At 70.6% G+C, this 22,514-nt stretch carries 24 protein-coding genes; 9 read left to right on the top strand and 15 right to left on the bottom strand.

Going from position 1 to position 22,514, the window contains the following annotated elements; all coding sequences use genetic code 11:
• Positions 1–14: 14 nt before the first annotated feature.
• Positions 15–1,541, bottom strand: coding sequence for an Asp-tRNA(Asn)/Glu-tRNA(Gln) amidotransferase subunit GatB (gatB, locus tag P6F26_RS06525; RefSeq protein ID WP_278027849.1), 1,527 nt, complete (start codon positions 1,539–1,541; stop codon positions 15–17).
• A gap of 165 nt (positions 1,542–1,706) precedes the next feature.
• On the opposite strand from gatB, the gene P6F26_RS06520 reads away from it, so the two are divergent.
• On the top strand, positions 1,707–2,264 hold the full coding sequence (locus P6F26_RS06520) for a type 1 glutamine amidotransferase domain-containing protein (RefSeq protein WP_278027848.1): 558 nt from the start codon (positions 1,707–1,709) through the stop codon (positions 2,262–2,264).
• Positions 2,265–2,368: 104 nt separating this feature from the next.
• Positions 2,369–3,220: a transglycosylase SLT domain-containing protein gene (locus tag P6F26_RS06515; RefSeq protein ID WP_278027847.1), complete on the top strand. Its 852-nt coding sequence runs from the start codon at positions 2,369–2,371 to the stop codon at positions 3,218–3,220.
• Positions 3,221–3,255: 35 nt separating this feature from the next.
• On the opposite strand, the gene P6F26_RS06510 is transcribed toward P6F26_RS06515, so the two are convergent.
• The gene (locus P6F26_RS06510; protein ID WP_278027846.1) at positions 3,256–3,666 is read right to left on the bottom strand and encodes a hypothetical protein; all 411 of its coding nucleotides are present in this window, start codon (positions 3,664–3,666) and stop codon (positions 3,256–3,258) included.
• Between the two features lie 76 nt (positions 3,667–3,742).
• Positions 3,743–4,648 carry a 1-acyl-sn-glycerol-3-phosphate acyltransferase gene (locus tag P6F26_RS06505; RefSeq protein WP_278027845.1) on the bottom strand — a complete coding sequence of 302 codons (906 nt, stop codon included), beginning with the start codon at positions 4,646–4,648 and terminating at the stop codon, positions 3,743–3,745.
• An 86-nt stretch (positions 4,649–4,734) separates the two neighbouring features.
• Between P6F26_RS06505 and P6F26_RS06500 the strand changes: the two genes are divergently transcribed.
• Positions 4,735–5,505 carry a heparan-alpha-glucosaminide N-acetyltransferase gene (locus tag P6F26_RS06500; RefSeq protein WP_278027844.1) on the top strand — a complete coding sequence of 257 codons (771 nt, stop codon included), beginning with the start codon at positions 4,735–4,737 and terminating at the stop codon, positions 5,503–5,505.
• Between the two features lie 9 nt (positions 5,506–5,514).
• On the opposite strand, the gene pepN is transcribed toward P6F26_RS06500, so the two are convergent.
• Complete coding sequence (pepN, locus tag P6F26_RS06495; RefSeq protein WP_278027843.1) at positions 5,515–8,115, bottom strand: aminopeptidase N; 2,601 nt, start codon at positions 8,113–8,115, stop codon at positions 5,515–5,517.
• Between the two features lie 206 nt (positions 8,116–8,321).
• Between pepN and P6F26_RS06490 the strand changes: the two genes are divergently transcribed.
• From P6F26_RS06490 to P6F26_RS06465, 6 genes are all read left to right on the top strand, one after another.
• On the top strand, positions 8,322–8,531 hold the full coding sequence (locus P6F26_RS06490; RefSeq protein WP_278027842.1) for a hypothetical protein: 210 nt from the start codon (positions 8,322–8,324) through the stop codon (positions 8,529–8,531).
• 51 nt (positions 8,532–8,582) lie between these two features.
• Positions 8,583–10,118 (top strand): FAD-binding domain-containing protein, encoded by a 1,536-nt coding sequence (locus P6F26_RS06485; RefSeq protein ID WP_278027841.1) that lies wholly within the window; start codon positions 8,583–8,585, stop codon positions 10,116–10,118.
• A gap of 65 nt (positions 10,119–10,183) precedes the next feature.
• Positions 10,184–10,354 carry a DUF2256 domain-containing protein gene (locus P6F26_RS06480; protein ID WP_278027931.1) on the top strand — a complete coding sequence of 57 codons (171 nt, stop codon included), beginning with the start codon at positions 10,184–10,186 and terminating at the stop codon, positions 10,352–10,354.
• Between the two features lie 82 nt (positions 10,355–10,436).
• Positions 10,437–12,581, top strand: a complete 2,145-nt coding sequence (locus P6F26_RS06475) for a malate synthase G (RefSeq protein ID WP_278027840.1) — start codon at positions 10,437–10,439, stop codon at positions 12,579–12,581.
• 97 nt (positions 12,582–12,678) lie between these two features.
• The gene (locus P6F26_RS06470; protein WP_278027839.1) at positions 12,679–13,098 is read left to right on the top strand and encodes a GlcG/HbpS family heme-binding protein; all 420 of its coding nucleotides are present in this window, start codon (positions 12,679–12,681) and stop codon (positions 13,096–13,098) included.
• A gap of 279 nt (positions 13,099–13,377) precedes the next feature.
• On the top strand, positions 13,378–14,157 hold the full coding sequence (locus P6F26_RS06465) for a gamma-glutamyl-gamma-aminobutyrate hydrolase family protein (protein WP_278027838.1): 780 nt from the start codon (positions 13,378–13,380) through the stop codon (positions 14,155–14,157).
• A 15-nt stretch (positions 14,158–14,172) separates the two neighbouring features.
• Here the strand turns inward: P6F26_RS06465 and P6F26_RS06460 are convergent, their stop codons facing one another.
• The 11 genes from P6F26_RS06460 to P6F26_RS06410 all read right to left on the bottom strand — a co-directional run bounded on the left by P6F26_RS06460 (position 14,173) and on the right by P6F26_RS06410 (position 22,461).
• Complete coding sequence (locus tag P6F26_RS06460; RefSeq protein WP_278027837.1) at positions 14,173–14,355, bottom strand: hypothetical protein; 183 nt, start codon at positions 14,353–14,355, stop codon at positions 14,173–14,175.
• The gene (locus P6F26_RS06455; RefSeq protein ID WP_278027836.1) at positions 14,352–14,648 is read right to left on the bottom strand and encodes a hypothetical protein; all 297 of its coding nucleotides are present in this window, start codon (positions 14,646–14,648) and stop codon (positions 14,352–14,354) included. Before P6F26_RS06455 ends, P6F26_RS06460 begins: the two co-directional genes overlap by 4 nt.
• The gene (locus P6F26_RS06450; protein ID WP_278027835.1) at positions 14,645–15,181 is read right to left on the bottom strand and encodes a DUF2953 domain-containing protein; all 537 of its coding nucleotides are present in this window, start codon (positions 15,179–15,181) and stop codon (positions 14,645–14,647) included. The genes P6F26_RS06455 and P6F26_RS06450 overlap by 4 nt, the downstream gene beginning before the upstream one ends.
• A gap of 4 nt (positions 15,182–15,185) precedes the next feature.
• Complete coding sequence (locus P6F26_RS06445; protein WP_278027834.1) at positions 15,186–15,548, bottom strand: spore germination protein GerW family protein; 363 nt, start codon at positions 15,546–15,548, stop codon at positions 15,186–15,188.
• Between the two features lie 72 nt (positions 15,549–15,620).
• Entirely contained in the window at positions 15,621–17,219 is a 1,599-nt protein-coding gene (locus tag P6F26_RS06440; protein WP_278027833.1) for an ATP-dependent DNA ligase, read from the bottom strand.
• Positions 17,216–18,100, bottom strand: coding sequence for an alpha/beta hydrolase (locus tag P6F26_RS06435; RefSeq protein ID WP_278027832.1), 885 nt, complete (start codon positions 18,098–18,100; stop codon positions 17,216–17,218). The genes P6F26_RS06440 and P6F26_RS06435 overlap by 4 nt, the downstream gene beginning before the upstream one ends.
• Positions 18,097–19,131 carry a ligase-associated DNA damage response exonuclease gene (locus P6F26_RS06430; RefSeq protein WP_278027831.1) on the bottom strand — a complete coding sequence of 345 codons (1,035 nt, stop codon included), beginning with the start codon at positions 19,129–19,131 and terminating at the stop codon, positions 18,097–18,099. The genes P6F26_RS06435 and P6F26_RS06430 overlap by 4 nt, the downstream gene beginning before the upstream one ends.
• A gap of 127 nt (positions 19,132–19,258) precedes the next feature.
• Positions 19,259–20,317, bottom strand: coding sequence for a FliG C-terminal domain-containing protein (locus P6F26_RS06425; RefSeq protein WP_278027830.1), 1,059 nt, complete (start codon positions 20,315–20,317; stop codon positions 19,259–19,261).
• A gap of 136 nt (positions 20,318–20,453) precedes the next feature.
• Positions 20,454–20,990, bottom strand: coding sequence for a tetratricopeptide repeat protein (locus tag P6F26_RS06420; protein WP_278027829.1), 537 nt, complete (start codon positions 20,988–20,990; stop codon positions 20,454–20,456).
• Between the two features lie 77 nt (positions 20,991–21,067).
• Positions 21,068–21,232, bottom strand: a complete 165-nt coding sequence (locus tag P6F26_RS06415) for a carbohydrate-binding module family 14 protein (protein WP_278027828.1) — start codon at positions 21,230–21,232, stop codon at positions 21,068–21,070.
• Positions 21,233–21,378: 146 nt separating this feature from the next.
• Positions 21,379–22,461, bottom strand: coding sequence for a 2'-deoxycytidine 5'-triphosphate deaminase (locus tag P6F26_RS06410; protein WP_278027827.1), 1,083 nt, complete (start codon positions 22,459–22,461; stop codon positions 21,379–21,381).
• Positions 22,462–22,514: the final 53 nt, after the last annotated feature.

The following is a 22,514-nucleotide window of genomic DNA, read 5'->3' as shown; positions in this document are numbered from 1 at the left end:
TCGGCAGCCGCGCCTCAGTGCCCGAGTTTCGCCGACACGATCTCGTTCACCGCCTTGGGATTGGCCTTGCCGCCCGTGGCCTTCATGACCTGACCCACGAACCAGCCCGCGAGCTTTGGGTTGGCCTTGGCCTTCTCGACCTGCGCGGGGTTGGCCGCGATGATCTCGTCCACCGCCTTCTCGATCTCGCCGGTGTCGGTCACCTGCTTCAGGCCGCGCTCCTCGACGATCGCCGCCGGGTCGCCGCCTTCGCTGTAGACGATCTCGAAGACGTCCTTTGCGATCTTGCCCGAGATGTCGCCGGACCTGATCAGCCGGATGATGCCGCCCAGCTGCTGCGGGGAGACCGGGCTTTCGGTGATGTCGTGCTCTTCCTTCTTGAGGCGGCCGAACAGCTCGTTGATGACCCAGTTCGCGGCCGCCTTGCCGTCGCCGGCCTCGGCGGCGGTCGCCTCGAAGAAGTGCGCCGCGGCGAGGTCGGCCGTCAGGACGCTCGCGTCGTAGTCCGACAGGCCATGCTCGCCCATGAAGCGCGCCTTCTTGGCGTCGGGCAGTTCGGGCAGGTTCGCCGCGATGTCGTCCACCCATGCCTGCTCGATCTCGAGCGGGAGGAGGTCGGGATCGGGGAAGTAGCGGTAATCATGCGCCTCTTCCTTGGAGCGCATGGACCGCGTCTCGCCCTTGTCGGGATCGTAGAGGCGTGTGTCCTGCACCACGGTGCCGCCGCCCTCGACGATGGCGATCTGCCGGCGCGCCTCGTATTCGATGGCCTGCTGGATGAACCGGAGCGAGTTCATGTTCTTGATCTCGCAGCGCGTGCCGAGATGCGAGAAATCGCCGGTCTCGCGGTATTTCTCCCATGCGCCGGGCTGGCAGATCGACACGTTCACGTCGGCGCGCAGGTTGCCGTTCTGCATGTTGCCGTCGCAGGTCCCGAGATAGAGCATGATGAGCCTGAGCTTCGCGACATAGGCCGCGGCTTCCTCGGGTCCGCGGATGTCGGGCCGCGAAACGATCTCCATCAGCGCGACGCCCGTGCGGTTGAGATCGACGAAGGACATAGCGGGGTCCATGTCGTGGATGGACTTGCCCGCGTCCTGCTCGATGTGGATGCGCTCGATGCGCACGGTCCGCGCCGTGCCGTCGCCCATCTCCACCAGCACTTCCCCCTCGCCGACGATGGGATGGTAGAGCTGGCTGATCTGGTAGCCCTGCGGCAGGTCGGGATAGAAGTAGTTCTTGCGGTCGAAGGCCGAGCGCAGGTGGATGTCGGCCTTCAGCCCCAGCCCGGTGCGCACGGCCTGCGCCACGCAGAACTCGTTGATGACGGGCAGCATCCCGGGCATTCCCGCGTCCACGAAGGCGACGTTGGAATTGGGTTCGGCGCCGAACTGCGTCGAGGCGCCGGAAAAGAGCTTCGACCTCGAGGCGACCTGGGCATGGACCTCCATGCCGATCACCAGCTCCCAGTCCTGTTTCGCGCCCGACACGATCCTGGGCTTCGGCGTCGGTTTCTTCTGATCCGGGGTCAGATCGAGCATGGCGGCCTCCGTGCGGTGTCTTCCCAGCGTTTAGGTCAGCGGGCGGTGCCCGGCAAGGGGGCGGACCCCTCGAGGAACCTGCGCGACGCCGGCCGCGTTGCGACCCCGAGCCGGCCGCGGGTTCGCGGCCAACCGCAAGACATGCCCCCTGGAAGGAGGCGAACGATGCCCGATATCGAAAACGCGAAGATCCTGATCATCTCGACCCACGGATTCGAGCAATCCGAACTGGAAGTGCCCCGTGACACGTTGCGCGCGAAGGGTGCTACGGTCCATGTGGCCACGCCCAACGGAAAGCCCGTCAAGGGCTGGGATACCGACAACTGGGGCCGCGAGGCCGAGGCGGATCTCGGCTTCGACCGGATCGAGGTGGCGGACTACGACGCCCTCGTGCTGCCCGGCGGCCAGATCAATCCAGACCTCCTGCGCGTGGACGACCGCGCGCTCCTGGTCGTGCGGTCTTTCGCGGAGGCCGGCAAGCCCATCGCCGCGATCTGCCACGCGCCCTGGCTTCTGGTCGAGGCCGGGCTCGCCGAAGGGCGGCGCATGACCTCCTATCCCTCTGTCCGCACGGATGTCTCGAACGCCGGCGCCGAATGGGTGGACGAGGCAGTGGTCGTCGACCGCGGCATCGTCACCAGTCGCAATCCCGGAGATCTCGAGGCCTTTGTCGACAAGATCGTCGAAGAGATCGAGGGCGGGCGGAATCGCGCCGCGGCCTGAGCCGATCTTGGCCGATGGACGCCGTTCCGGCCGCCCGGGGTTGCGCAGGGGCGCGTTCTGCGTCTAGGCCGCCCCTCGGCAAAACAGCAACCGGGTGTCGGTGCATGAAGATCCAGTCACATGCGAAGGGCGCGGCCGCGGCCATTCTCGTCGCGCTGACCTCGGCCTCCTCCGCTGCGGCGGAGGAGGCGTCCGTGTTCGTGACGTCCTCGGCCATGTCGCGTCCCTCGGAACTGGTGACGCTTGCGACCGCGCCCGAGATCGTCACGCCGCTGCGCGAGGGGCCGCGGGCGGTGGTCTTTCCCGCGCCGCGCCCGGCGGATACCGCGATGGCGCCGCTTGCGCCCTTGCGCAGCCTCAGGCCGATCGCGCGCGACGACTGGGCCGCGCCGGTGCTGGCCTGGGAAGGGCATCCGCGTGACCGGGCCTGGACGCTCGCCGTCATGGCGGCGCTGCGCGGTCCCGGCGCCGCTCTGGCGCAGACCCTTCCGCGCGACATCGACCAATGGTGCCCCGGCTACGCGGCCGGCGGCACGAGCCAGCGCCGCGCGTTCTGGGCGGGCCTCGTCTCGGCGCTTGCATGGCACGAAAGCACGCACCGCGCCACGGCGGTCGGGGGCAACGGGCAGTGGTTCGGGCTGGTGCAGATATCGCCCAGCACCGCGCGGGGCAGGGGGTGCGAGGCGACCACCGGCGACGCGCTTCTGGACGGGCCCGCCAACCTGCGCTGCGCGATGCGCATCATGGGCGAGAACGTGCCCCGCGATCAGGTCGTGTCGCAGGGGATGCGCGGGGTCGCGGCCGAATGGGGGCCATTCCATTCCAGAGCCAAGCGCGAACAGATGCGCAGCTGGGTCAGCTCTCAGGATTTCTGCCGCCAGCCACCGCTGCCGGGGCTGCGCCCCCTCGTGCGGCCCGAACCTGTCGTGACGCGCAGGGCGTTCAGCCCCCTCTGAGCCGGATCGGGCGGCCGCGCGCGGCGAAGGCGCGTTCAGTCCTGCCGCACGGGGATGCCACGCCGCGTCGCTTCGCGGATCAGGATCAGCGGATCGGGCACCAGGTCGCGGGGCATCTCGGTCTCGGACCCGTCGGACAGCACGACGAAGCCGCGCGGATGCGGCCCCCGGTCCACGATGCGCAGGTAGGCGATGTCGGCCGACGGGAAATCGCGCGCCTCCGCGCCGGCCTCGATCCGCCACGCATCGTCGGCCATGCGCAGTCGGTAGACGGGCGTGACGATCAGCTGTGCAATGCTGACCAGAAGAGCGGGAATGAAGATCAGCATGACGAAGCCCGGCATGATCGCCCAGAGCTGCGCCGCCAGAAGGATCAGGCCCGCCAGCGCGAAGAGGCTGAGCGGAAGGTTTCCGGGGCGGGCTTCATGCTGGAATGTGCTGTCCATGCCGCGACAAAGACATCGGATTCGGGCCAAACTTGGACCTGCCGGGGGCGCGGCGCTGGCGCTTCGGTGCAGACTTTCAGGCGCGCGGCGCGCTGGCCCGCGCGTCCGAGGGACGCAGGACGTCGAGCGGGAGAAGCGGCATCCCCGGACCGTCCGCCGTCTCTCCCAGCGACAGGGTGGCGCGGCGCAGCGCCTCGGTCGCCTCGACGGGATCTTGCGGCAGGGTGGCGGGATCGATCGCCTCGCCGATCGTGACGCGGTAGGGCGTGTGCGCCTTGTTGAGCGTCTCGTGGAACAGCGTGATGTCGCGCAGCGTCGGGTGGATCGCGTCGAAGGCGTAGAACAGCGACGAGTTGCGCGCGCGGACATGGACCGGCACCACCGGCACCGAAAGCTTGCGCGCCAGCGTCGCGGCCGAGGTCATCCACGGCCGCTCGTGCAGGCGGAGGCCCCTGCGCTTGGCGAGGCGCCCGGACGGGAAGATCACGCCCAGCCGCCCCTCCTCGACCAGCGCGTGGCGCGCATAGGCCAGCGTCTCGCGCGCCTTGGCGTGGCTCCGCCGGTCGCGCCGCCATTCCACCGGCGCGATCACGCGGTCGAGCTGGGGCAGGACGCGCAGCACGTCGGAGTTGGCGAAGAAGAACGCGTCTGTCCGCCGCCGGGCGAGCACGCGCCACAGCACGAGGCCGTCGGCGATGCCGGTGGGGTGGTTCGAGACGATCAGGGCCGGCCCGGACGAGGGGACGTTCTGCAGCCCGCTTGCCGTTATGCGCCGCGCGATGAGGCGCGCGGCCGTGTCCATCACCGCCTCGGCGGGGCGCGGCGCCAGCGCCTCGGCAAGGGCGACGGTGCGGCGCTGGCCAAGCAGGCGGTCGAGGATCGCCCGCGCGAGGGCCGCAGCGGGATGCTGGGTCGCCAGCCAGGGCGCGCGCTCGGCGATGAGCGGGTCTATGCGGCTCTGCATGTCCATGGGCACGTTCATGACGGACTGCAATCACTCCAACGTAACGCCCGGATGACGGGCACGCAACATGGGCAAACGCCTGTGCACCTGTTAGGTTCCATGCCATGAGCCCGGTCGATCTGCGCGACAGCGCGTCATTCACCCCGTCCGCCGCGCGCCCGGGCCGTATCCTGGCGCTCGACCTCGCGCGGGGTGCGGCGCTGGTGGCGATGGCGGTGTTCCACTTCGTCTTCGACCTCGAGATGTTCGGCTGGGTGGCGCAGGGCACCTCTACCTCCGGGGGCTGGCGGGTGCTGGCGGTGACGACGGCGGGCAGCTTCCTGTTCCTCGCGGGCGTGAGCCTCTGGCTGGCGCAGGGCCAGGGTCGCAGGTGGCGCGGATTCTGGCGGCGCTTCGCGAAGGTGGCGGGCGCGGCCGCGCTGATCTCGGCCGTGACGTTCCCGGTGCTGCGCGACGCCTTCATCTTTTTCGGCATCCTGCATTCCATCGCGGCGGCGAGCCTCGTGGGGATGCTTTTGCTGCGGCTTCCCGCGCTGGCGCTCGCGGGGCTTGCGGCGCTTGCCTTCGTCGCGCCGCAGGTCGCGCGCGCCGAGCTGTTCGATCCATGGTGGCTGTGGTGGACGGGCCTGCAGACGGTGCCGATCCGCTCGGTCGACTACGTCCCGCTCGCGCCCTGGCTCGGGCCGTTCCTACTCGGGCTCGCGGCGGGACGGATCGGAACCGCCACGGGCCTGTGGCACCGCCTCGCGGCCTGGCGCGGCTCGCCCGTGGCGCAGCGTCTCGCATGGCCGGGGCGGCATTCGCTGATCGTCTATCTCGCCCACCAGCCGGTGCTGATCGCGCTGGTGGGATCGGCGACGTTCCTGTTGCGCTGAGGCGCGCGTTCAGGCGCGCATCCGCGCCACCATCTCCGAGAGGTCGCGGCTGATCCCCTCGGCCTCGGCGATCCTCGCAAGCTCGGCGTCCATGAGCGCCACGCGGTCCGCATCGTAGCGCTTGCGCGTCTCGAAAGCCGTGGACATGCGCGCGGCGGTCTGCGGGTTCTTCGCGTCCTGCTTCAGGATCCAGTCGGCGACGAAGCGGTAGCCCGCCCCCGACGGATCGTGGAAGCCCGCCGGATTGCCTGCCGTCAGGCCCGCCATCACGGCGCGGAAGCGGTTGGGGTTGGTCCAGTCGAATTGCGGATGCCCGGTCAGGCGCTCGGCGACGGCCACGGCGTCGGCGGGACGGGCGTGGGCGATCTGCGCCATGAACCACTTGTCCATGACGAGGCGGTCGCCCTTCCACTGCTCGAAGAAGCGCCCGGCGATGTCTGGGTCGTCAAGCTCCAGAAGCGTGGTGAAGGCCGCGATCTGGTCGGTCATGTTGGTAGCGCCGTCGTATTGCGCCTGCGCGCGCGCGGGCCCCTCGACATGCGCCAGAAGCGCGAGGCAGGTGTTCCGCAGTGCGCGGCGGGCGGCCTGTTCGGCGTCGGGGCTGTAGACGGGCCCGGGGTCGAGATCGTCGTAAAGACGCTCGAGCGACGGCCGGAGCGCCTCGGCGATGCGCCGCGCAAGCTCGCGGCGCGCGGCGTGGATCGCGGAGGGGTCGGGCACCAGGCGTGCATCGGTCGCGGCCTGCGCGATGTCGTCCTCGGACGGCAGCGCGAGGGCCAGCGCGCGGAAGGCGGGGTCGACCGTCTCGTCTGTCGCGGCCTTGCCAAGAGCCTCGAAAAGCGCGGGGTCGGGCGCGTTCGATCCGCTCAGCATCCCCAGAAGCGTCTCGCGCATCAGGCTGCGGCCGGCCTCCCAGCGGTTGAAGGGGTCGCTGTCATGGGCCAGCAGGACCAGACGGTCCTCGGCGGTGAGCGGCGCGTCGAGGATCACCGGCGCCGAGAATCCCCGCAGGAGCGATGGGATCACGCGCTCCGGCACCGGGCAATCCGCGCCCTCCGCCAGTTTCGCGATGTCCCAGCGCAGCGTCTCCTCGGGGCCGTCGAGCACGCAGAGCGTCTCGGGCAGCAACTCGGTGCCGTCGGGCGTGTAGAAGCCGAGCGCGACGGGGATCACCACGGGTTCCTTCAGCGGCTGGCCCGAGGTGGGCGGGACCGTCTGCGACAGCGTCAGGCGCAATTCGCCGTCCTCGATCGTCCAGCGCGCCGTGACCCTCGGTGTGCCTGCCTGCATGTACCAGCGCTTGAACTGGCTCAGGTCGCTCAGCGTGACGTCCTCGAAGACCTGCAGCCAGTCCTCGATCGTGCAGGCCTGCCCGTCATGGCGCCGGAAATAGAGGTCGAGCGCCGCGCGGTAGGCGTCGGCCCCGACCAGCAGGCGCAGCATGCGTATCAGCTCGGCGCCCTTCTCGTAGACGGTCGAGGTGTAGAAGTTGTTGATCTCGATGTAGGCGTCGGGCCGCACGTTGTGGGCCAGCGGCCCCGCGTCCTCGCGGAACTGGCGCGCGCGAAGCGCGAGGACGTCGTCGATCCGCCGCACGGGCGCCGACCGCATGTCGGCGCTGAACTGCTGGTCGCGGAAGACCGTCAGCCCCTCCTTCAGGCACAGCTGGAACCAGTCGCGGCAGGTGACGCGGTTGCCGGTCCAGTTGTGGAAATACTCGTGCGCGACGATCCCCTCGATCAGGTCGTAGTCGCGGTCCGTCGCGGTCTCGGGCGAGGCGAGGACGAACTTGGAGTTGAAGATGTTCAGCCCCTTGTTCTCCATCGCGCCCATGTTGAAGTCGTCCACGGCCACGATGTTGAACACGTCGAGGTCGTATTCGCGCCCGTAGACCTCCTCGTCCCATGCCATCGAGCGCTTCAGCGCGTCCATCGCGTAGTCGCACTTGCCCTCGTCGCCGGGGCGGACCCAGATCGCGAGGTCCACCTCGCGGCCCGACATCGTCGTGAAGGGCGCGCGCTCGGCCACCAGGTCGCCTGCGACCAGCGCGAAGAGATAGGACGGCTTCGGCCAGGGGTCGTGCCATTCCGCCCAGCCCGCGCCGCGCCCGACCGGGTTGCCGTTCGACAGCAGGACCGGCAGGTCGCTTTCGATCCGCACCGAAAAGGGCGCCATGACGTCGGGACGGTCGGGATAGAAGATGATCTTGCGGAAGCCTTCGGCCTCGCACTGGGTGCAGAACATGCCGCCCGAGGTATAGAGCCCCTCGAGCGCGGTGTTGGCCTCGGGATTGATCTCGACCTCGGCCTGCCATGTGAAGGGGCGCTTGGGCAGGCGGCCGGACGGCACGGTCATGCCCTCGGCCGTCAGAAGGTAATCCAGCGCGTTCAAAGGCTTGCCGTCGATCGAGCAGCGGATGAGGCGCAGGCCCTCGCCGTCGAGGCGCAGATCGCCGTCGGTCAGGCCGTCGGGGTTGGGGCGGAAGCGGATGTTGGACACCACCCGCGTCGCCTTCGGCTTCAGCCTGAAGGTCAGCCGCACCTCGTCCACGAGGTGGTTCGGCGGGCGATAGTCGGACAGCCGGACGGGCTGGGGGACGGCGTCTTTCATCTGGGCTCCTGGGGCAGGCGGCATGAAGGAAGCTAGGCCGCACTCCGGCCCGCTGCAAGGCGGAGGCGCGGAGCGGCCGGGTGGCGCGCGCGGACCGCGGCCGACCCGAGGCCGAGGTTGATGTCTCGGCCGGCGGGGATAGGTGATGGGCCGAGGCCGCCGGCGCAGGCCGGCGCCGCACCCCAGGATCCACGCAAGGAGGAACCATGTCCGCCCCAGACACCGATCTCGAGACGCAGGAACGCCGCCACCGCCCCGTCCTCGTCACGCTCCGGGTGCTTATCGCCGCCGCGGCGCTTGCGCTTCTGGGCTTTGCGGCATGGCAGATGTTCGCCCCCGCGCCCCCGCCCGAGGCAGCCTTCGGCGAGCCGTCGAGCTTCGAGCCCGGAGGTCAGGCGAGCGCGGCCGTCGACTGACATGCGCGTTCCGCCTTTGACCTCGCCGCCGGGTCGGTTATCTCGCCCGTCATGAGCGGCGATGTTCTCCTTTGGTTCAAGCGCGACCTGCGGGTGCGCGACAACCCGGCCCTGGCCGAGGCGGCCTTGCGCGGCGGGCGCGTCCTGCCGCTTTTCATCGTCGAACCGGGGGCTTGGGCCCAGCCCGACGCCTCCGCCCGGCAATATCGCTTCGTCGCGGAATCCCTCGCGCCGCTCCGCGAAGCGCTCGGCGCGCTGGGCGCGCCGCTCGTCGTGCGGGTGGGGCCCGCGCGCGACGTCCTGGCCGCGCTCTGCGCCGAGACGGGCGTCCGCGAGATCGTCAGCCACGAGGAGACGGGCAACCTCTGGAGCTATGCCCGCGACCGCGAGGTGGCGGCCTGGGCGCGCGAGGCCGGCATCCGCTGGAGCGAGGTGGCGCAGATGGGCGTCGTGCGCCGGCTGAAGGGCCGCGACGGCTGGGCCGCGCGGCGCGACGCGGCGATGCGGGCGGGCGCGCGCGACATGCCCGCGGGCCTGCGGGGCTTCGGCCTCGACCCGGGCGCGATCCCTGACGCGCGCGATCTCGGGCTCGCCTTCGATCCCTGTCCGGGCCGGCAGCGGGGCGGGCGCGCCGAGGCCGAGGCGGTGCTCGCCTCCTTTCTGGAAATGCGCGGCCAGACCTACCGGCGGGCCATGTCCTCGCCGTTGGAGGGCGAGGCCGCTTGTTCGCGCCTGTCGCCGCATCTCGCGTGGGGCACGCTGAGCCCGCGCGAGGCCGCGCAGGCCGCCGCGCGCCGCAAGGCGGCCGCGAAGGGCACGCGCGAAGGCTGGCTCGGTGCGATGAGAAGCTTCGAGGCCCGCCTCGCGTGGCGCGACCACTTCATGCAGAAGCTCGAGGACGAGCCAGCGATCGAAACGCGGTGCCTGCATCCCGCCTACGAGGGCCTCCGCCCGCGCGCGCCCGACGCCGTGCGCCTGGCCGCGTGGGAGCAGGGCGAGACGGGCATTCCCTTCGTCGATGCCTGCATGCGCTTTCTCGATCATACCGGCTGGCTGAACTTCCGGATGCGCGCGATGCTGGTGGCGGTGGCCTCCTACCATCTGTGGCTCGACTGGCGCGCGACGGGACCGCACCTTGCGCGGGTCTTCACCGACTACGAGCCCGGCATCCACTGGCCTCAGGTGCAGATGCAGTCAGGCACGACCGGCATGAACACGGTCAGGATCTACAATCCCGTGAAACAGGGGCAGGACCAGGACCCCGACGGCGTCTTCACGCGCAGATGGGTGCCCGAACTGGCCGATGTGCCCGACCGCTTCCTGCAATCCCCGTGGGAGTGGGAGGGCGCGGGCAGGCTTCTGGGCCGGCGCTATCCCGCGCCGGTCGTGGACGTGGCGGCCGCTGCGCGCGCAGCGCGCGAGAGGGTCTGGGCCGTCCGCCGGGGCGACGCCTTCCGCAGCGAGGCGGCGCGGATCGTGGACAAGCACGCGAGCCGCAAGGATGGCGGGGCGGGGCGGCACTTCGTGAACGACCGCGCGGGCAGGCGCAGGCCGAAGGACGACCGCCAGATGCGCCTCGACCTCTGACCGGCGGGGGAATGGTCGGCGTGGCGGCCATGGAAAGCTCGCGCCGTGCCGCTATCTCGCCTTCCATGCCGAAGATGCGCCGGAAATCCGACCTGCCCCAGAAGGCCTGCGCGACGTGCGGGCGTCCTTTCGCGTGGCGCAGGAAATGGGCCAGGGTCTGGGACGAGGTGCGCTACTGCTCGGACCGGTGCCGGGGGGAGGCGCGCAAATTGGGGGGCATTGGTCAGAAAACCTGACCACCCCTGTTGCCTATTGGAAACTTATTTCCTAAGCCGGGACGCGGCGGAATACCGTCGGATACCGCAAGCGGAGGGATGCATGACCGAGCGCGTCGACCGGAACGGATTGCAGGTGGCGAAGGAACTCGCCGCCTTCCTCGAGGACAGGGCGCTGCCCGGAACGGGCGTGGAGCCCGCGGCCTTCTGGTCGGGGTTCTCGGAGTTGCTGCACGACTTTGCGCCGCGCAATCGCGCGCTTCTGGAAAAGCGCGAGCGCCTGCAGCGGCAGATCGACGACTGGCACATCGCCCGGCGCGGCAAGCCGCACGATCCCGACGCCTACAAGGCCTTTCTCGAGGAGATCGGCTATCTCCTGCCCGAGGGGCCGGATTTCCGTATCGACACGACCAAGATCGACCCCGAGATCGCGACCGTCGCTGGCCCGCAGCTTGTCGTGCCGATCACCAACGCGCGGTTCGCGCTGAACGCGGCGAACGCGCGCTGGGGCAGCCTTTACGATGCGCTCTACGGCACGGACGCCATGGGGACGCTGCCGCCGCCGGGCGGGTACGACCGCGGCCGCGGCGCGCGGGTCGTGGCGCGGGCGCGGGTGTTCCTCGACGACGCCTTCCCGGTCGCGGGCGCCAGCCATGCCGACGTGCACCGCTACCGCGTCGAGAAGGGGCAGCTTCTGGCCGACGACAAGCCGTTGATGGAGCCCGAGAAGTTCGTGGGCTTCACCGGCCATCCGCGCGCGCCCGACACAGTGCTTCTGCGCAACCACGGGCTGCATGTGGAGCTGGTCTTCGACCGCGCGCACCCGATCGGGGCGCGGGACCAGGCGCTTCTGGCCGACGTGCGGATGGAGGCGGCCGTCTCGGCGATCATGGATTGCGAGGATTCCGTCGCCTGCGTCGATGCCGAGGACAAGGTGCTGGCCTACGGCAACTGGCTGGGCCTGATGCGCGGCGACCTCGAGGAGACGTTCGAGAAGGGTGGCAGGCAGATGACGCGGCGCCTGTCGGGCGACAAGGTCTGCACCGCGCCCGACGGCTCGGAGTTCAGCGTCAAGGGCCGGTCGCTGATGCTGGTGCGCAACGTCGGCCACCTGATGACGAACCCCGCGATCCTGCTCAAGGACGGCTCGGAGGCCTACGAGGGCCTGATGGACGCGATGATCACGACCCTCATCGCCCTGCACGACCTCGGCAAGCACGAGGGCGCGCGCAACTCGGTCGCGGGATCGGTCTACGTCGTGAAGCCCAAGATGCACGGGCCCGAGGAAGTGGCCTTCGCGGACGAGGCCTTCACCCACGTGGAGGCCGTGCTGGGCCTCGAGCGGCACACGGTCAAGCTCGGCATCATGGACGAGGAGCGCCGCACGTCGGTCAACCTCAAGGAATGCATCCGCGCCGCCAGGCACCGGGTCGCCTTCATCAACACCGGGTTCCTCGACCGCACCGGCGACGAGATCCACACCTCGATGGAGGCCGGGCCCTTCAGCCGCAAGGACTTCATCAAGCGCAAGGGCTGGATCACCGCCTACGAGAACCAGAACGTGGACATCGGCCTGGAATGCGGGCTGCGCGGGCGGGCGCAGATCGGCAAGGGCATGTGGGCCGCGCCGGACGCGATGGCCGCGATGCTGGAGGCCAAGATCGAGCACCCGCGCGCGGGCGCCAACTGCGCCTGGGTGCCCTCGCCGACGGCAGCGACGCTCCACGCGCTGCACTATCACCGCGTGGACGTGGCCGCGGTCCAGGAAAAGCTTGAGAAGGGCGGCCGGCGCGCCTACGTGACCGGCCTTCTGGACATCCCGCTGGCAAGCTACCGCCGCTGGACGCCCGCGCAGATCGCCCGCGAGGTCGAGAACAACGCGCAGGGCATCCTGGGATACGTGGTGCGCTGGATCGACATGGGCGTCGGCTGTTCGAAGGTGCCCGACATCAACGACGTGGCGCTGATGGAGGACCGCGCGACCTGCCGGATCAGCGCCCAGCACATCGCCAACTGGATGCATCACGGCGTGGTGTCCGAGAAGGACGTCGTGGACACGTTCCGCCGCATGGCCGAGGTGGTGGACCGCCAGAACGCGGGCGACCCCGCCTACAGGCCGATGGCGCCCGGCTTCAACGGGATCGCCTTCGCCGCGGCGCTCGACCTCGTGATGAAGGGCCGCGAGCTGCCGAGCGGGTATACCGAGCCGGTGCTTCACGCCCGGCGGCTGGAATGGAAGGCCGCCTGAGGGATACCGGGGGGCCAGCCCCCCGGACCCCCCGGCGGTATTTTGGGAAAGATGAAGGCGAGGGGCCGAGACAACGGCCCGATGCGGGAGAGATGACATGATCACGATCGATGCGGCGCGGAAGATGATCGAGGTTGCGCGCGACAAGGGCCGGGACCTTGGGCTGAAGCCCCTGTCGGTGGCGGTTCTGGATGCGGGCGGGCATCTCCTGGCGTTCGAGCGCGAGGATGGCGCGAGCCCCGGGCGCTTCGAGATCGCGCGCGCGAAGGCCTATGGCGCGGTGATGCTGGGGATGCCGGGTTCGGCGCAGATGGCCCGGGCCGAGGGGCAGGCCTATTTCATGGCCGCGGTGAACGGGGCGTTCGGCGGCAAGGTCGTGCCGGTGCCCGGGGGCGTTCTGGTTCTGGAGAACGGCGCCGTCGTGGGCGCGGTGGGCGTCACCGGCGACACGTCGGACAACGATGCGGCGGCGGCTGTCGCGGGCATCGAGGCGGCGGGGTTCGAGGCGAGCGCGTAGCGGACGCCTTACCCTCGGTGGTGCGCCTCGGGGCCGGGGCGTCCTTGCGCGGGCGGGGCAGGGCCTCCACGGCGCGCGCATCCCGTGCCGCACGGGAGCGGCCTTCCCGCCGGGGATCCCGGCCGCGGGTCCGGCGCAGCTTGGGCAGGCGTGAGCGCCCAGATTTGCGGCATCTGCGCGGATCGTGCGCAGGCGGCGGCGCCTTTGTGCCCCGGAGCACTTTCTCCTAGCGGCCGCGTGGGTTATATCCTGCCCTGCCCGGAGAGGAGTGGGACACCCATGGCACGGCCCGTCATCGGCATCATCGGCAATCATCACCTGATCAACGATCAGTACTCCACCCACGCGGGCGGGACGATGAATTCCGAGGCCATCGCCGAGGTGGCGGACTGCATCCCGCTTCTGATCCCGTCGGATCCGCGTTTCGTCTCGACCGCGGAGCTTCTGGACACCTTCGACGGCTTCCTGTTCACCGGCGGGCGGCCGAACGTGCATCCCGAGGAATACGGCGAGGACGCGACCGAGGCGCACGGCGCCTTCGACCGGGCGCGCGACGCCGTGGCGCTGCCGCTCATCCGGGCCTGCGTCGAGCGCGGACAGCCCTTTCTCGGCGTCTGCCGCGGCTTTCAGGAGGTGAACGTCGCGATGGGCGGAACGCTCCATCCCGAGATCCGCGACCTGCCGGGACGGATGAACCACCGCATGCCTCCCGACGGCACGATCGAGGAGAAGTTCGCCCTTCGCCATGCCGTGACCTTCACCGAGGGCGGGCCGTTTCACCGCCTGTTCGGCGCGACCGAGGTGATGACGAACACGCTGCACGGGCAGGGCATCAAGCGGCCGGGCGGGCGGGTCGTCATCGACGGCCACGCCCCCGACGGGACGCCCGAGGCGACCTATATCGAGGGCGCGCCGGGCTTTACCCTGTCGGTGCAGTGGCACCCCGAATACCGCGCGGCGCAGGACCCGGTGTCGCGTCCGCTGTTCGAGGCCTTCGGCGTGGCGGCGCGGTCCTGGAAGGCGGGGCGGCGTCCCGTTTCGGTCGCCGAGGTCGCCTGAGGCCTGACCCGGCCCCTATTTCGAGCGGGGTCCGCGCATCTCCTTGATGTGAAGGCGGATCTTTTCCCACTTCTCGGCCTCGGCGGCATTGCCGGCGGCGGCCTCGCTCGAGGCCTTCTGCGCGGCCTCCGCCTCGGCGCGGTCGCCATGCGCCCGGTAGAGCGCGTGGGCGTGCTGGGCGATGTCCTGCATCTTCATGTCCGGTTCTCCTCCGTGTTGTCCGGCCCGGTGTTGCGCCCCGCCCTGCCGGCTAAACGATCCAGCGCCCCGGGCAGAAGCGCCTCGATGTCCCCAAGTGGGAGCGCGCGTCCCTCAAGGTCGGTTCCATGCAGTCCTTGCGGCCCTTCGATCAGGATGGCGAGGGGACGCTTGCCGCCCTGCGCCGCGACCCGGTGCCCGAAGGCGTGGACGGCCGTTTCGGTCTCCTCGATGGCGGCGATGCGCCATGGCCCGTGAGAGCGGATCGCCGAGAGGCTGCGCAGGGTCGTCATGCCGGCGCCCTGACGTTGGCCCAGCCGAAGGCCATGCCCGCCCGCAGGAGGCCCAGCGGCCGGACCACCAGCTCGGCCACGGCCTCGACGTCGAGGCAGGCCTCCGAGAAGTCGGGCGCGACGTCGATCCTCCGCCGGGGGCCCGAGAGCGCGAAGGCGAAGGGTGCGAGGCGGCCCCAGAGCACCCCGGTGTCGGCCGGGTCGTCGAGGCCGATCCGCCCGCGCACCTCCAGATGCCGAAGCCGGATCGCGCGCAGGATGCCGAAGGCAAGCGCGCGGAGGCCCGCAGGTCTCAGGCGGCGGGCCCGGACGTCTTCGCGGGGGCGGCGCGTGGCCCTGGGGCGGGGCGTGCGGCCCTGGCGTCCCAGCGGCACCGGGATCGGGATCGCCGGGGCGTGGCCCGCGAGCGGCCGGACCTCGATGCGAAGGTGGGGCGGCGAGGTGCGGCCCTGCGCACGCACATGCCATGGCGCGAGAAGCGTCACGAGCACAAGGGCCAGCGCCGCGCCGAGCAGCCATGCCAGCGCGGTCACAGCCTCAGCCTTCGTCGTTCTTTTCGGCCGCGGCCCTCGAGCCCATCGCGCGGCCTGCGGCGTCGGCGACCACCTGCGCGACCGAGGACATCGCGCCCTTGACCGCCTCGACGCGGGCGCCGTTGGCGTCGAAAATGATCGCGCCGAGCGGCTTGATGCCGCCGCCCGCGCCCGCGCCGCCGCCGGTGCCCTGCGAGCCGCTCTTGCCGCCCTCGCCGCCGCCCGAGCCGAAGCCGAAGCCGTAGCTGACGATCGGGATGACCGTCGCGCCGTCCTTCTCGATCGGGTCGCCCAGCACGTTGCGGGCGTTCAGAAGCTTGTCGAGTTCTTCCACGGTGGACTTCAGAAGTCCGTTCACGTCGGTCATCGCGGCATCTCCCATCAGCACGAAACGGTTGGGATCTGTCGCATGAAACGGCCGCGCGCGCCTTGACGCAGGTCATCCGTAAAGCGCGAGCATCTCCTTGAGGTCGTCGAGCGTATTGGCCTCGGACACGGGTTTGTCCTTGCGCCAGCGGGCCATGCGGGGAAATCGCAGCGCGACGCCGGACTTGTGGCGCGGGCTTTCCTGGATGCCCTCGAAGGCGATTTCGAAGACGTGTTCGGGCCGAACGGCGCGCACGGGGCCGAATCGGTCCGTCGTGTTCTTCCGGACCCAGCGGGTGATCTCGTTGAACTGGGCGTCGGTCAGACCGGAATAGGCCTTGGTGAAGGGGACCAGCTCGTTGCCGTTCCAGACCGCGAAGGTGAAATCGGTATAGAGCGTGGCGCGCCGGCCCGACCCGGCCTGCGCGTAGATCATCACGGCGTCGATCGACAGCGGGTCGACCTTCCACTTCCACCAATCTCCCTTCCTGCGGCCCGAGAGGTAGGGCGCGTCGAGACGCTTGAGCATCAAGCCCTCGGCGCCGATGTCCCGGCTTTCGGCGCGCGCCTTGGCGAGGGTGGCCCAATCCGTCGCTTCCACGCGGGGAGACAGGCGGATCGGAAGATCGGGCGGCAGATCCTCAAGGGCCGCCTCCAGCCGGGCGCGCCGGTCGCGCAAGGGGCGCTGCCGCCAGTCCTCGCCCCGCCATTCGAGAAGGTCGTAGGCCATCACGATCACCGGCGCCTCGGCGAGAAGCCTCTTCGGCACCGTCTTGCGCCCGATCCGGGGCTGAAGCCGCGCGAAGGGCAGGGGGGCGGCTGCGCCGCTGTCCCAGGCGAGGACCTCGCCGTCGATCACCGTGCCGGCGGGAAGGAAGTCGCGCAGACTCGCCAGTTCGGGGAAGCGGCCGGTGATCAGCTCTTCGCCGCGCGACCAGAGCCAGTGCTCGCCGCCGCGCAGGATCAGCTGGCCGCGGATGCCGTCCCACTTTCGCTCGGCCAGCCAGTCGGCCGGATCGCCGAGGTCTTCGGGATCGCCCTCGACCTGGTAGGCGAGGTAGAAGGGATAGGGCCGCGAAAGATCCGCGGTGGGGTCCGGCGCCTCGATCAGGGTGCGCCAGCTGACCGTGTCGGGCGTCCAGTCGCCCATCAGGCGGTGCGTCAGTTCCGCCTCGTCGATGCCGGTCGCCTGCGACAGCGCGCGCGTCATCAGTTTCTGGCTCAGGCCCATGCGCCAGCCGCCGGTCAGCAGCTTGTTGAACACAAGCCGTTCGGTGGGCGCGAGGCCATCCCACGCCTGAAGGATGGCGGCCTTGCGCGTCTCCTCGTCGCCCGCATCGAGGGCGCGCAGCCGCGCGATCCATTCCGCCAGCGGAAGGTCGGTCTCGCCCTCGGGTTCGGGCAGCACGAGGGCGATGGTCTCCGAAAGGTCCCCGACCACGGGGTAGCAGGCCTCGAACAGCCACGCCGGGATGCCCGCGCGCTCGGCCGCCCATTCGCGCAGCTTGGTGGTGGTGATGGTCCGGCGCGGGCGGCGCCCCGACAGAAGCGCGATGCACCAGATGCGGTCGTCCTCGGGCGCCACGCGGAAGTAATCGGCCAGCGCCGCGGTCTTCTTCCGCGTCGAGGTCGTCTGGTCCAGCGCGCTGAAGAGCTCCGCGAACCGCTTCATGCCCGCGCCTCCTTCAGGAAGCGGCCCAAATCGGCCAGCGCCGCGTCCGCCGCCGGCGACCGGCCCGCGTGCAGGTGCCAGACATGCTGCAGTCCGGGGTGCAGCTCCAGCGTCGCGTCGTCCATCGCGGCGATGAGGCGGCGCGCGTCTTCGGCCAGGGCCTCGCCCTCGGCGGCCTGGACAAGGGTGCGGGGCAGGCCGCGCAGGTCGCCCAGAAGCGGCGAGACGTCGGCGCGGGCGGGGTCGATGCCCGGCAGGTAGCAGCGCCGGATCCGCCGGGCCCAGCGTGCCGGGATCAGGTGTTCCGACGGCGCGGCCTCGATGCGCGCGGCGATGTCGCCGGAAAGGTCCGCGATGGGCGCGATCAGCGCGAGCGCGTCGGCGGCAGGCAGGCCATTGTCGCGGATGTGCATCGCCAGCAGAAGCGCGAGGCAGCCCCCCGCGCTGTCGCCGCAGATGGCCACGGGTGCCGCACCTTGCCCGTAAAGGCGCGTCCAGGCCGCGATGACGTCCTGCGGGGCGGCGGGGAAGGGATGGGCGGGCGCGAGGCGGTAGCGCGGCAGTACGGCCCGCAATCCGGCCGCCGCCGCCAGATGCGCGGCGAGGCCCGCATGGGTTTCCGGCGCGCCGATGGTGAAGCCGCCACCGTGGATGTAGAACAGGAGCGGCGCGTCGGGGGCGACGCCGGGAGGCGTCAGCCACAGGCTGCCGTCGGCGTCCCGATGCGTCTGCGTTCCGCGCGGCGTGCCCGTCGTCATCCGCGCCGTCAGCCGGAAGACGCGGTCGAGCGCCCGCTGCGAGCCCAGAAGGGCGAGCGTCGGACGCTCGATGTTGCGCGCGAAGGCCAGCCATGCGCGATCGGTCAGGGTGAGCCCGCTCATTCCACGACCTCACCCCCGCCGGTCCCGGGGGCCTCTTCGGTGGTTTCCTCGAGGCTTTCGCCGCCGAACTCCGTCTCGACGATGCCCGCGTCGTAGCCCTGCTCCGACAGCCATCGCGAGAACTGACTCGTGTAGCCGTGGGTGACGTAGACGCGCTCGGCGCCGGTGGCCGCGATCGCGCCGTTCAGCCCGTCCCAGTCGGCATGGTCGGAGACGACGAAGCCCCGGTCCGCAGCCCGCCGCCGCCGCACTCCCCTCAGCCGCATCCAGCCCGAGGCGAACCCTGTCGAGACCGGCCCCAGCCTGCGCATCCACGCCGAGCCAAGCGCCGAGGGCGGCGCGAGGACCATCGCGCCACGAAGCGCCTTGAGGTCGGTTTCGGGCGTGATCTGCTGGGTGTCGGGCAGCGCGATGCCCTGCGCGCGCAGGACCTGCGTCACCGCCTCGACCGCGCCATGCGTCAGGATCGGGCCGACGGAGGGATCGAGAAGCCGCAGGATGCGCTGCGCCTTTCCCAGCGCGTAGACGCCAAGGACGGCGTGGCGGCCCGAGGCGGCGGTCTGCGTCCACCATTCGTTCAGGTCGCGCGCAAGCTCGTCCTGCGGCGTCCAGCTGTAGATCGGCAGGCCGAAGGTGCTTTCGGTGATGAACGTGTGGCAGCGCACCGGCTCGAAGGGGGTCGACAGACCGTCGTCGACGGTCTTGTAGTCGCCCGAGGCGACCCAGACCTCGCCGCCGACCTCGACGCGGATCTGGGCCGAGCCGGGGACATGGCCTGCGGGGTGGAAACTGACCTCCGCGTCGCCGATCCGGCGCGTGACGCCGTAGCCGATCGTCTCGAGCCTGATGTCGCCGAGGCGATGGCGGATGACCGGCGCGGCCTCGGCCGTGGCGAGGTAGGCGCCGTGGCCGGGCCGGGCATGGTCGGCATGGCCATGCGTGATGAGCGCGCGCGGCACTGGCCGCCACGGATCGATGTAGGCGTCTGCGGCGGGGCAGTAGATGCCGGCTTCTCTGAATTCGAGGACCATGCCCCAGATATAGGTGCGCCGAGGCGGGAAGCGAAATCGTTGCGCGACGGCGGGGCGCATCCGTGCCCCACACGGCACGTGGTGCGATCGCGCGCGGCGGGGGGCGGTCCCGCGGGATCCCGCGCGTCTAGTCCCCGTCCTCCATCTGAAGCCGGATTTCGCCTGAATCCTCCAGCGCGCGGATCGATGCGACGACGGCCTGCATTGCGGCTTCGCCCGCCTCCTCGCGGGGGGCGCCCATCGCCTCCGCCTCGCCGCGCAACTGTTCGGCCATCCGCTTCGACATGTTCTCGAGAAGGAACTCGACGGCGAGCGGCGCCTTCGCCATCCCGGCGGCCAGCGCCTTGCCGAGGTCGGCGGGATCGACCGCGGCGGCGATCCGCGGAACGTCGGTCGGCTGCACGCGCCGCGGGATGTGCTGGAAGGTGAAGATCGCGCGGCGCACCCGTCCCGCGAAGTCCGCATCGCGCGCATCGAGACCGGCGAGGACGGCATCGCGGGCGGTGGTGTTGACTGCGTTCAGGATCGCGCCCACGCGCTGAACGGGCGCTGTCTTGAAGGCGGGCTTCGGCTCGGCGACGATCTGGGCGTGAAGCTGCTCGCCGATCCGGCGGATCGTCTCGGGCAGGACGGTGTCGGTCAGGGACACGGCATGGGCGATCAGCTCTGCCCGGTGCGGGGGCAGGCCGGACAGAAGCTTCGCCGCCTTCGCGACGGTGAGTTTCGACAGCAGGATGGCACAGATCTCCGCGCTTTCCTCGTCCAGGACGGGGCGCAGGCTGTCGGATTCCATCCCGGCCAGCCGCAGCCACGGGTCGGTGCCGTCGCCGATCTCGGCCTCGGCCTTCAGTCCGTCGCGCGCCATCGCCGAAATATGCGGGTCGAGCAGTTCGAGCGCCGCGTGCATCCCGCGCGGCATCGTCAGCGCGAGGTTGTCGAGCTGTTCGATGAACTCGGTCACGATCCCCGCCAGCGTGGCGCGGTCGATCTGGCCCAGTCCCGACATCGCGCGGGCGAGGGTCCCCTGCTGCGACGGGGTGAGCTTGTCCAGACCGGGCGAGACGCCCTGGCTGAGCAGGAGCCGCACGAGAACGGCCGCCTTCTGGCGCCGGTTGAGGGCGCCGGGCGTGACATCCGTCATCTGCGCCACGGCGTCATCCGTGACGAAGGTCTCCAGCAATCCCATCCGTGCACCCGTCCTCTGCCGCGCCGCCGCCTGCGCAAACGTCGCATCCGTGCGCCAGCATCGGCGCGGCGGGCTTAAGGATGGCTTTACGGCGGGGGCGTGAACGCCGCGAATTCTACCGGTTCGGATCGCGGCCTCAGTAGCCGACCGGTGCGCCCGCAGCGATCGCGCGCGACAGCGCGCGATCCGGCCAGCCGCCCGCGCCGCCGCGGTCGCGGATCTCCGACAGCTGGCGACCGGCATCGTCGGGGCGTCCCGCGGCGATCAGCGCAAGCCCCATGTAGGCGCGCGCGAGAAGGTTGTCGGGGTCGGCGGCCAGCGCCTCGGCATAAAGCGGCAGCGCCGCGTCGAGCCGCCCTGCGCGGCCATTGGCGAAGGCGCGCAAGGTCAGCACCTCGGAGGCATCGGGCGCCGTGGAACGCCCCAGAAGCGCCAGGGCGTCGTCGCTGCGACCCGCATAGGCCATCTCGCGCGACGTCCGGCGCAGGTCGGCCTCGGGCAGCCGGCTTTCGTCGATGGCGACGCAGGCCGCGGCATCGGTGTCCCAGACCTCGCCCGCCTCGCAGGTGGTGGTGGTCGGGCCAGGCGTCGGCGGGCTGTCGTCCTCGGGGCCGATGGCGTGGGCGGCGGACGCCGCGGCGAGCGCAAGGACGGCCGGAAGCTGGCGGATCATGCGGGGGACCTTGCATGGAAAACCCGCGCTCCGGTCGCGGCCGGCGCGCGGGTCGTTTCAAGCCCTCTGTGGGCGGTTCAGCTGCTGGCGGTGGGCACGCAGGACTGCGTCGCGGCATCCCAGCTCGTGCCGTCGCTGCAGCTCATCGTGGTCTGCTGCATCGAGCCCCAGCTGCACTCGGCCATGGCGAGGCCAGGCGCGGCGGCGAGGACGAAGGCGGCCAGTATGGTCTTGATCGACATGTCGCGTCTCCTGTCGGAAAGATCGGTTGGTCGTCGTCGTGGGGAAGAAAGTAACACGGCGAGGACCAAAGGCAAAAGAAACGGTCGCCCCGACACGCGCCCACGCAACGCTGCCCGGAATTTGCGCAGCCTGCGCCGGTTCGTGGTCAGCCTTGGAAGTGTTTCGACAGCTTCAGCCCCTGGCCCTGGTAGTTCGAGGAAAGCTCGGCGCCATAGAGCCGCTCGGGAAGGGCGGCCATGCGTTCGTAGACCAGGCGGCCCACGACCTGGCCATGCTCCAGCACGAAGGGCGCCTCGTGGCAGCGCACTTCCAGCACCCCGCGCGCGGGGACGCCGTGGCCGAATCCGGGGTCGAAGAAGCCCGCGTAGTGCACCCGGAATTCGCCCACCATCGCGAGATAGGGCGCCATCTCGGCCGCGCAGTCGGGCGGGATCGAGACGGCCTCGCGGCTCACGAGGATGTAGAACGCCCCGGGGTCGAGGATGACGTGGCCCTTCTCGGGGCGCAGTTCCTCCCAGAAATCGTGGATGGCGTGGGTGCCGATGCGGGTCAGGTCCACGACGCCGGCATGGGGTTTCGCGCGGTAGCCCACCAGCCCGTCGCGTCCCGGCGTCAGGTCCACCGAGAAACCCAGCCCGTCGTCGATCAGCGCGCCGTCGCCGCCCGCGACCAGCGGGCTTTCGGCATGGCGGCGGGCAAGCTCGGCGTCGCTGAGCACGGCCTCGCCGCGGCGGAAGCGGATCTGGTTCAGCCGCAATCCCGGCTTCACGAGGACCGAGAAGGAGCGCGGGCAGATCTCGGCGAAAAGCGGCCCGCGATAGCCCGCGCCGATGCGGTCGAACTCGGTTCCGTCGTCGGTGATCACCCGCGTCAGGCAGTCGACCCGCCCCGTCGAGCTTTTGGCGTTGGTCACGGCCGAGACGTCGCCGGGCAGGTCCAGCGCCTCCATCAGGGGCACGACGTAGACGCAGCCCTTCTCCAGCACCGCGCCGTGATCGAGCGCCATGCGGTGCATCTCGAATTCCGGGAGCCGGTCCGACAGCTTGCGGCCACGCCCCGTCAGGAAAGAGGCGCGCACCCGGTAGGCGACATGGCCGAGACGCAAATCAAGGCTCGCGGGCTGAAGCTGGTCGGGGTCCACGGCCGGGTCGGCGGCAATCGCGCCCGACGTGACGAGCGCGCGGATGGCGTGGTCGGGCAGAACCCCGGCGGCTGCGCTGTCGGTCATGTCGGGCCTTCCTTCGCGGCGACAGTGTGCCGGCCAGAAAAGACCGGCAACGA

Origin of the sequence: Roseicyclus salinarum (assembly GCF_029624655.1) — a bacterium.
GTDB classification, from domain to species: domain Bacteria; phylum Pseudomonadota; class Alphaproteobacteria; order Rhodobacterales; family Rhodobacteraceae; genus Roseibacterium; species Roseibacterium salinarum.
This window is presented reverse-complemented; position numbering and strand designations above follow the sequence as displayed.

Coding starts and splice junctions, on each gene's coding strand:
- gatB (WP_278027849.1), bottom strand. CDS start 1,541: ATGCTCGATCTGACCCCGGATCAGAAGAAACCGACGCCGAAGCCCAGG.
- P6F26_RS06520 (WP_278027848.1), top strand. CDS start 1,707: ATGCCCGATATCGAAAACGCGAAGATCCTGATCATCTCGACCCACGGA.
- P6F26_RS06515 (WP_278027847.1), top strand. CDS start 2,369: ATGAAGATCCAGTCACATGCGAAGGGCGCGGCCGCGGCCATTCTCGTC.
- P6F26_RS06510 (WP_278027846.1), bottom strand. CDS start 3,666: ATGGACAGCACATTCCAGCATGAAGCCCGCCCCGGAAACCTTCCGCTC.
- P6F26_RS06505 (WP_278027845.1), bottom strand. CDS start 4,648: ATGAACGTGCCCATGGACATGCAGAGCCGCATAGACCCGCTCATCGCC.
- P6F26_RS06500 (WP_278027844.1), top strand. CDS start 4,735: ATGAGCCCGGTCGATCTGCGCGACAGCGCGTCATTCACCCCGTCCGCC.
- pepN (WP_278027843.1), bottom strand. CDS start 8,115: ATGAAAGACGCCGTCCCCCAGCCCGTCCGGCTGTCCGACTATCGCCCG.
- P6F26_RS06490 (WP_278027842.1), top strand. CDS start 8,322: ATGTCCGCCCCAGACACCGATCTCGAGACGCAGGAACGCCGCCACCGC.
- P6F26_RS06485 (WP_278027841.1), top strand. CDS start 8,583: ATGAGCGGCGATGTTCTCCTTTGGTTCAAGCGCGACCTGCGGGTGCGC.
- P6F26_RS06480 (WP_278027931.1), top strand. CDS start 10,184: ATGCCGAAGATGCGCCGGAAATCCGACCTGCCCCAGAAGGCCTGCGCG.
- P6F26_RS06475 (WP_278027840.1), top strand. CDS start 10,437: ATGACCGAGCGCGTCGACCGGAACGGATTGCAGGTGGCGAAGGAACTC.
- P6F26_RS06470 (WP_278027839.1), top strand. CDS start 12,679: ATGATCACGATCGATGCGGCGCGGAAGATGATCGAGGTTGCGCGCGAC.
- P6F26_RS06465 (WP_278027838.1), top strand. CDS start 13,378: ATGGCACGGCCCGTCATCGGCATCATCGGCAATCATCACCTGATCAAC.
- P6F26_RS06460 (WP_278027837.1), bottom strand. CDS start 14,355: ATGAAGATGCAGGACATCGCCCAGCACGCCCACGCGCTCTACCGGGCG.
- P6F26_RS06455 (WP_278027836.1), bottom strand. CDS start 14,648: ATGACGACCCTGCGCAGCCTCTCGGCGATCCGCTCTCACGGGCCATGG.
- P6F26_RS06445 (WP_278027834.1), bottom strand. CDS start 15,548: ATGACCGACGTGAACGGACTTCTGAAGTCCACCGTGGAAGAACTCGAC.
- P6F26_RS06440 (WP_278027833.1), bottom strand. CDS start 17,219: ATGAAGCGGTTCGCGGAGCTCTTCAGCGCGCTGGACCAGACGACCTCG.
- P6F26_RS06435 (WP_278027832.1), bottom strand. CDS start 18,100: ATGAGCGGGCTCACCCTGACCGATCGCGCATGGCTGGCCTTCGCGCGC.
- P6F26_RS06430 (WP_278027831.1), bottom strand. CDS start 19,131: ATGGTCCTCGAATTCAGAGAAGCCGGCATCTACTGCCCCGCCGCAGAC.
- P6F26_RS06425 (WP_278027830.1), bottom strand. CDS start 20,317: ATGGGATTGCTGGAGACCTTCGTCACGGATGACGCCGTGGCGCAGATG.
- P6F26_RS06420 (WP_278027829.1), bottom strand. CDS start 20,990: ATGATCCGCCAGCTTCCGGCCGTCCTTGCGCTCGCCGCGGCGTCCGCC.
- P6F26_RS06415 (WP_278027828.1), bottom strand. CDS start 21,232: ATGTCGATCAAGACCATACTGGCCGCCTTCGTCCTCGCCGCCGCGCCT.
- P6F26_RS06410 (WP_278027827.1), bottom strand. CDS start 22,461: ATGACCGACAGCGCAGCCGCCGGGGTTCTGCCCGACCACGCCATCCGC.